General features: G+C 40.2%; 7 protein-coding genes. All 7 read left to right on the forward strand.

Going from position 1 to position 7406, the window contains the following annotated elements:
* Positions 1-11 precede the first annotated feature (11 nt).
* The 7 genes from EDI29_RS10255 (at position 12) to EDI29_RS10285 (ending at position 7341) form a co-directional block, all read left to right on the forward strand.
* Complete coding sequence (locus EDI29_RS10255; protein ID WP_137740823.1) at positions 12-1265, forward strand: O-antigen ligase family protein; 1254 nt, start codon at positions 12-14, stop codon at positions 1263-1265.
* A 193-nt stretch (positions 1266-1458) separates the two neighbouring features.
* On the forward strand, positions 1459-2529 hold the full coding sequence (gene rfaQ / locus EDI29_RS10260; RefSeq protein ID WP_137740824.1) for a lipopolysaccharide core heptosyltransferase RfaQ: 1071 nt from the start codon (positions 1459-1461) through the stop codon (positions 2527-2529).
* Positions 2526-3641: a glycosyltransferase family 4 protein gene (locus EDI29_RS10265; protein ID WP_137740825.1), complete on the forward strand. Its 1116-nt coding sequence runs from the start codon at positions 2526-2528 to the stop codon at positions 3639-3641. Before rfaQ ends, EDI29_RS10265 begins: the two co-directional genes overlap by 4 nt.
* Positions 3642-3704: 63 nt before the next feature.
* Positions 3705-4724: a lipopolysaccharide 3-alpha-galactosyltransferase gene (waaO, locus tag EDI29_RS10270; RefSeq protein ID WP_137740826.1), complete on the forward strand. Its 1020-nt coding sequence runs from the start codon at positions 3705-3707 to the stop codon at positions 4722-4724.
* Between the two features lie 2 nt (positions 4725-4726).
* Positions 4727-5521: a glycosyltransferase family 25 protein gene (locus EDI29_RS10275; RefSeq protein WP_137740827.1), complete on the forward strand. Its 795-nt coding sequence runs from the start codon at positions 4727-4729 to the stop codon at positions 5519-5521.
* 112 nt (positions 5522-5633) lie between these two features.
* On the forward strand, positions 5634-6413 hold the full coding sequence (locus tag EDI29_RS10280; RefSeq protein WP_137740828.1) for a glycosyltransferase family 2 protein: 780 nt from the start codon (positions 5634-5636) through the stop codon (positions 6411-6413).
* A gap of 139 nt (positions 6414-6552) precedes the next feature.
* Positions 6553-7341 (forward strand): hypothetical protein, encoded by a 789-nt coding sequence (locus EDI29_RS10285; protein ID WP_137740829.1) that lies wholly within the window; start codon positions 6553-6555, stop codon positions 7339-7341.
* The last annotated feature ends 65 nt before the right edge of the window (positions 7342-7406 follow it).

Genomic DNA, 7406 nt, shown 5'->3' on the forward strand with positions numbered 1-7406 from the left:
TGAACAAATACATGCTTAATGAATTAAGGTACGAACTGGGCAAAGCGCCCAGTATAAGTTCGGCTGTCGCACTTAACGCCGTCTTCCCCGGCTGCTTACTCACATTAGCCATTATGCCATTTAGTAGCATTCTTGCCGGATGGCTTTTTTATCTCACTGGCACGCTATCCGTTTTCTATGTAGTGACACACCTAAGAGCCATCGTGGGCGCTAAGCGACGCCTACTTATTCCACTTTGCCTGCTAGCTATCGGTATAACCAACCTCATTTGGTATCACCACTATTATCAACCCGATAGTCTTTTCCCCTATGTGTATAACGCCTACAGGACATCTGCACACGCCGGTATTCTGGGCGCATTTATCCTGCTGACGGCACTGCATATCACGCAGAAACAACAAAAGCAGTCGCTCTTCTACATCATCGCAATTTGTGTATTAGCGCTAGGTTATGCGTTCTATCAGTCGCTGTTCAGTGGAATGCATCGCATTGGGTTGGTATTTGGCACGGCAACCAGCGCCGCCTATTTTCTTACTTTTATCGGCGCGTTAAGCGCACAGGCGCTGCTGAAGCTCGATTCAACCTATAAGTATTATCTCTATCTGGTACATTTTTTGTTAGTCACAATAGCCATTCTGCTGACAGAAACCCGGGCAGCGATGTTTGTCTACCCTATTGTTGGCGCAACTATTTTATTGTCAGAAGTCAGACACGATAAACGTTTGTTCATAAAGGCGTTCATTGGTTCAGTGGCAACACTGCTTCTATGCTTATTCCTGTTTCAGGAGACGATTCATCAACGCGTCAACGACCTGTTCAACGACGTACACAGCTATAACATGAATAACAGCAAAACATCAGTGGGTGCGCGCATCGCCATGTACCAATCCGGTGTCGAAGCAGGAGAAGAAGCATTATTGGGGCAATCTGCCGAACAGCGTGCGGAACATATTATTGCACAAGCACAACAAGAGTCTGAGCTATCTGGTGCAGTAGGATATTTGGATATCCATCTGCATAACGAAGTGATTGATGCCTTCTCCCTTAAAGGGTTACCGGGCGCAATATTGATTGTGTTGCTCTATACCTCTTTATTTTATTTTTCATTTTTTGTTCTACGCAGCCACCTCTCCGTCGCGCTACTTTTTGCTCTGATTATGTATGGACTTAGCGATGTCATCCTTTATTCACGGGATATGCTCATTACGTGGCTGATGGTGTTTTGCCTCGGCACAACGCTGACCGGAAAATGGCTAAAGAATTAGCCCTGTTATAATTAACGTGTGGCAGTAGCATTTACCTCTGTGAGAGGGATGTGGGTTTTAGTACCATAGCGGAAAAATTAGCTATCCATGCTGTCGCGCCACATGGATAGGATCAGTCTTTTGGTAGCTGTTGAGCCAAAGGCGGTAGCGTGCCTGTAAAAATCATAACTTTTGATTACATGAAGGAAAACGAGTGAGTCAACGCATCATATCCTATCACCGGATTCTTGTAGTAAAGCTCAGATATCATGGCGATATGCTGCTGACCACTCCGCTCATCAGCACGCTAAAAGCAAATTATCCTGATGCCAAAATTGACGTATTGCTATATCAGGATACGATGCCGATTCTCTCCGCAAACCCAGAGATAAATCAGCTTTACGGGCTGAAGAGAAAAACGAAGACGCTTTCAGAGAAAATCAGCAATTTCGTGGCAATCAGGCAGGCGCTGAAGAAAAACAAATATGACTTGATCGTGAATTTGGCTGACCAGTGGCCTATTGCGTTATTAGTAAAATCGCTAGGAGGGCGTAGTGTTGCTCTCGATCGCGGCAATAAACTGAAAGGCAAAATCTGGCGTTTTTTTTTCGATCATTGTGTTCCGCCAATAGGCGCGCATATTGTTGAGCAAAATCTTTATCTCCTCACCCCGCTCAACCTACCAGCGTCAAATACGCGCTCCCAGTTATCACTGCATTATCGTCAGGAAGATGCCCAAAGCATCATTAATCAACGTCCTACACTTTTAACACAACGCTACGTCGTCATCCAACCCACAACTCGCCAATACTACAAATACTGGGACAACGACAAATTCGCTCAGGTCATTGACTATCTTAAAACCCAAAATCTGGAAGTCGTTTTGACCTGCGGTCCTTCAGAAGACGATTTAAACGTGGTACGTGATATTCACTCACTGTGCACACATAAACCAGAGATGGGCTTCGCGGGTAAAACAAGTTTTCTGGAACTGGCTGCGTTAATTGACCGTGCCGTATTGTATATCGGTGTCGACTCCGCGCCGATGCACATGGCCGCCGCACTAAATACACCACTCGTAAGCTTATTTGGTCCAACAGACTATAAATTATGGCGTCCGTGGTGCGAACACTATAAACAGATTTGGGCCGGCGAATACCAACAGATGCCAGCACAACAGAATTACGATCAGACTGTTAAGTATTTATCCTGCATTCCTGCGGAAGATGTCATTCAGGCATCAGAACAGATGTTGAATACTACGCCGCAAAGAGATAACCAATGAAAATCGCATTCTGTGTCTACAAATACTTCCCTTTCGGTGGATTGCAGCGTGATTTTCTGAGCATTGCAAAAGTCTGCCAGAAGCAAGGCCATGAAATTCGCGTTTATACCAGCGAATGGCAAGGCGACGAACCGGAAGGGTTCGACATTGTTCTCGTACCGATATCAGGACTCGGGAACCATACCCGCCATCGCCGTTTTTCGGACTGGATACAACGCCATTTACAGCAACACTCTGTCGATCGCGTTGTCGGATTTAGCAAAATGCCAGGGCTGGACTTCTACTATGCCGCAGAGGGATGTACGGCAGAAAAAGCCGTTCAGGAGAAAGGCTTTTTTTATCGACTCACCCCCCGCTACCGCGGATATGCGGCGCTAGAACGCGATGTGTTCGACAGAAACAGTCGCACGTGTATGCTGATGCTAACACCGCGGCAAATTGCCCATTTTCAGAAGCATTACGGCACACAAGATGAACGCTTCTTTATGCTGCCCCCAGGTATTTCAGCGGATAGAAAATACAGCACGCGTTCTCCAGATACGCGCGCTCGATTTCGCCAGCAGCATAATCTGGATGAAAACGGATTCGTTCTGTTACAAGTGGGTTCCGACTTCAAACGTAAAGGGGTTGGCCGCAGCCTGAGCGCCATCGCCAGCCTGCCACAAGAACTGCGTCAACGCGTTACGTTTCTCGTCGTCGGCCAAGATGATCCAAAGCCGTTTCAGCAACAAGCAGAGCAGCTCGGCATAGGTCAACAGATACACTTCTTCTCCGGTCGAGATGATATTTCTGACTTCATGGCAGCCGCGGATTTGTTACTTCATCCAGCTCATCAGGAAGCCGCTGGCATCGTTTTACTTGAGGCTATCGCGGCTGGGTTACCGATACTCGTTACCGATGCATGCGGTTATGCTTTTTACATTGAGCGCTCGCAGGCCGGACAAGTTATTTCTGAGCCTTTTAGCCAGACAGAACTGAATCACGCGTTATCACACGCGCTCCGTCAGCCAGAAACGCTCAAACAGTGGGCAGAAAATGCGCGCCACTTTGCCGACACGGAAGATATTTATAGCCTGCCAGAAAAGGCGGCGCAGTTGATTATTGAATCATAAATATTCTGACCTGTTTTTTACAACTCGTTATTCTCTTCGCTACTCATCCAACACGGTAAGCACATGTACTTTGACAAAGAAAAAGTCATAAAAAATGTACACTCATTCTCATATTCTAAAAAAAATCCTGAGTTAAATATAGCATTTGGTACTGATGAAAAATTCATTTATGGCTGCGCCATGGCTATAGCTTCTACTCTATTAAAAAATCAGGATCACTGCTTATCCTTTCACGTGTTTACCGACAAAATCAGTGATAGCGACAAAGCCAAATTTCAAGAAATGGCAAAGCAATATAATACAACCATTAATATCTATATCGTTGATTGCTCTTGGTTAAAAACGTTACCAGAAACAAAACTCTGGAGCTATGCCATTTATTTCCGCTTCATTATTGCCGATTACTTTCATGGCGTACTTGATAAAGTTCTCTACCTCGATGCGGACATTATATGTAATGGCTCATTACAAGAATTAATAGCATTAGATGTTAGTAACCATATTTCCGCTGCGGTTCTCGATGGTGACAGGCACTGGTGGAGTGATCGGGCAAAAAAATTTCATCACCCTGAACTCAGCAATGGGTACTTTAACTCTGGCGTTTTACTAATTGAAGTCAACAACTGGCATCAAGCGGCGGTAACAGAAAACAGCATGCGTTTTTTGACCGACCCAGAGATGAAAAAAATTATTACTCATCCTGATCAAGATGTTTTAAATATATTATTGGCAGAAAAATTCCGCCACTTGGAAATTAAATACAACACACAGTTCAGTATAAATTATGAATTAAAATACAGTCATGGCGAGTCTGCTCCTATGCCGATTTCCAATGAGACTATTTTTATTCATTACATTGGCCCTACTAAGCCCTGGCATAAATGGGCTGCTAATTACGCGTGTACGAAATATTTTTTAAAAGCCAAAGAAAACTCGCCATGGAAAAATGAGTCACTACTAGACGCAATGACGGCGAGTAATATGCGATATTGTGCTAAGCATCAGTTTCACAATGGTGAATATATAAATGGCATAAAGAGTTATGCCAAATATTTTTTTATTAAAGCATTCTTTGGAAAATAAAAATGGAAAAGAATAAAACCCCAGTATTCATCGTATCTTTAGCTAAAGATATAGATAGAAGAAAATCCATCGGTGATGCTCTAAAAAAAGAGAACATTGATTTTGAGTTTATTGATGCAATACTAGGATCTGATTTACCAAAAGAAGAGCTAGATAGAATAAAGGAAAGCTCACCGGAAGAGTTTAATCCAACTGTATCTGAAATAGGTTGCTCTCTAAGTCATCAAAGAATATATTCCAAAATAATTAATGAAAAAATAGAATGGGCTATTATTCTTGAAGATGATGCAATTATTAACTCCTCCTTGAAACATCTTATAAACGGATTGTCTGAGGAGGCCACTCTCAAAATGTGCGAAGAGGATCTTTATATACTGGGCGGACAAGATGGCCTTAGCCAGAGAAGAAAAGTCTCTTTGTCATTCTTTAACAAAATAAATATAAATGGTATTGTTTTTAGAAAGCTAATATATAAGCCAATATATATAACAAGAACATGTTGTTACCTTGTAAGTAGAAAATTAGCAATAAATTTACATGAAGAATTCAACAATAACTATTACATTGCTGATAAGTGGGACTATCTATACAAAAAGAAATGTTTTAAACATATATATCTAACAGAAATAATATCTCACCCCATCGTAGATATATCCAACAGTAACATTGAGAAAGAACGATTAGCGAAATTAGATCAAGAGATAAAAAGAGAGAGTAGACCTAAAGGAGAAATCGAAAGGGGTATTAATAACTTTTTCTTCCTTATAAAAAAATGCTTACGTTCCTTAAAATGGTAAATCTTGATCTACGAGATGCTAGAAAATGAAGTCGTTCACTATATCACTCACAAGATATAAATTTGTAAAAAACAAAAAAATTTAAATATAAAAATCATAAAGGCAATAAATAATGGAAACCCGAAATAAATTATCTATTGTTATGATTGCAAAAAATGCATCCGAACTTATTGACGAATGCTTGCGCTCAGTAGAATGGGCTGATGAAATAATTATTGTTGACTCAGGAAGTACCGATAATACTGTAGAGATCGCTGAAAATTATGGTGCTCGAGTCTATCATACAAATCAATGGCCAGGATATGGAAAACAGAGGCAGAAAGCTCAACGTTATGCCAACGGCGATTATATTTTCGTGATAGATACAGATGAAAGAGTAACACCTGAATTACGCAATTCTATTGAAAAGATACTAGCAAAACCTGATATTGATAATAGAAATGTATATTTCTGTGCTAGAAGGAATCTCTTCCTTGGCCGATTTATGCGCCACAGCGGATGGTACCCAGATAATGTCATTCGCTTCTATGCCAATAACTGTTTTACTTATAACGATAATACTGTACATGAATCTCTAAATTATGGTAGTGCATCTCTTAAAAAATTATCAGGTGACTTATTGCATTTAACATGCCGTGAGTTCTCAAGCTTCCAGAAAAAACAACTACATTACGCTTTGGCATGGGCAGAGGAACGGCACAGTCGAGGGAAACGGTGCCGCTATTCAGACATATTCATTCATACAGTCTTTGCATTTCTTAAAACATGGATATTTAGGGCTGGTTTTTTAGATGGAAAACAAGGATTACTACTAGCCATAGTGAATTCTCAGTATACTTTTAATAAATATACAGAATTGTGGTCTCTACAAAAAAAGAACACATCGAGTTAATAAAAAACCATTCATCCTACGAATATATAAGAATGGAGTTGTAAATTAACTCTTATAATAACGTTGATGGAATATATTATTTAATTATATTTCTAGAAAATGAAAAATTCCCATTTAAATTTAACATAGGGCTGTAGGTATGGATGAGTTCAATTCTTTCGATAATTCTAATGTTCGAATATTTACTCTCTATTGGAACAATGTCGATTTACAGCTAGTTAATGCCCAGCGAAAGGTTTTTGAAAAATTTGGCTTCAAAATTGAGCAACACAATCGCCATGGAATGGATCATGGAACATGGATGAGGGAAATTCTTAATGCAGCAGAAGATGAAGATGTTATTATCATTGTTGATATTGACTGTATACCACTAAACTCGAATGCGATTAAAAAAGCCATAATATCTGCACGTAATGGAAAAGTGTTTGGATGTGCCCAATCAGCGAATCATATTGATTACCATTATGTCTATGTAGGACCAATGTTTATTGCTCTAACAGGAGAAACTTGGAGAAATGCAGGGGCACCGTCATTACAAGCGGATGATAAATTTGATGTTGGAGGCCGTCTAACAGATGCTGCAATACAAGCAGGGCACCAACCCGAATTCGTTTACCCCTCAGATGTCGCAGTCCCAAAATGGTTGATAGGAGAAAACCACATCTGTGGTTTATTTACTATTTACGAACATAGCTATCTTCATCTTTTTGAGTCGAGAAATAAAGATCTCATAGACTGCTTCATTCAAATATCTAATGATATAATATCAAGTGAAGGAGAAATTGATTACAGAAAATATATTATCAGGGCATCTAGTGAAAGTCACGATAGCTATGTAGTTAATTACTTAAATAAAAAAAGTATTTTGGGAAAAATATCACGCGAACTTAAAAGATTTAAAAAAAAAATTAAAATGACAATTAACTGACATATCATACATCCATAAAAATATGATTAGATTATTTTATAAATACATGACAATTGGTGTAATAA

The organism is Pectobacterium polonicum (genome assembly GCF_005497185.1).
Lineage (GTDB): Bacteria > Pseudomonadota > Gammaproteobacteria > Enterobacterales > Enterobacteriaceae > Pectobacterium > Pectobacterium polonicum.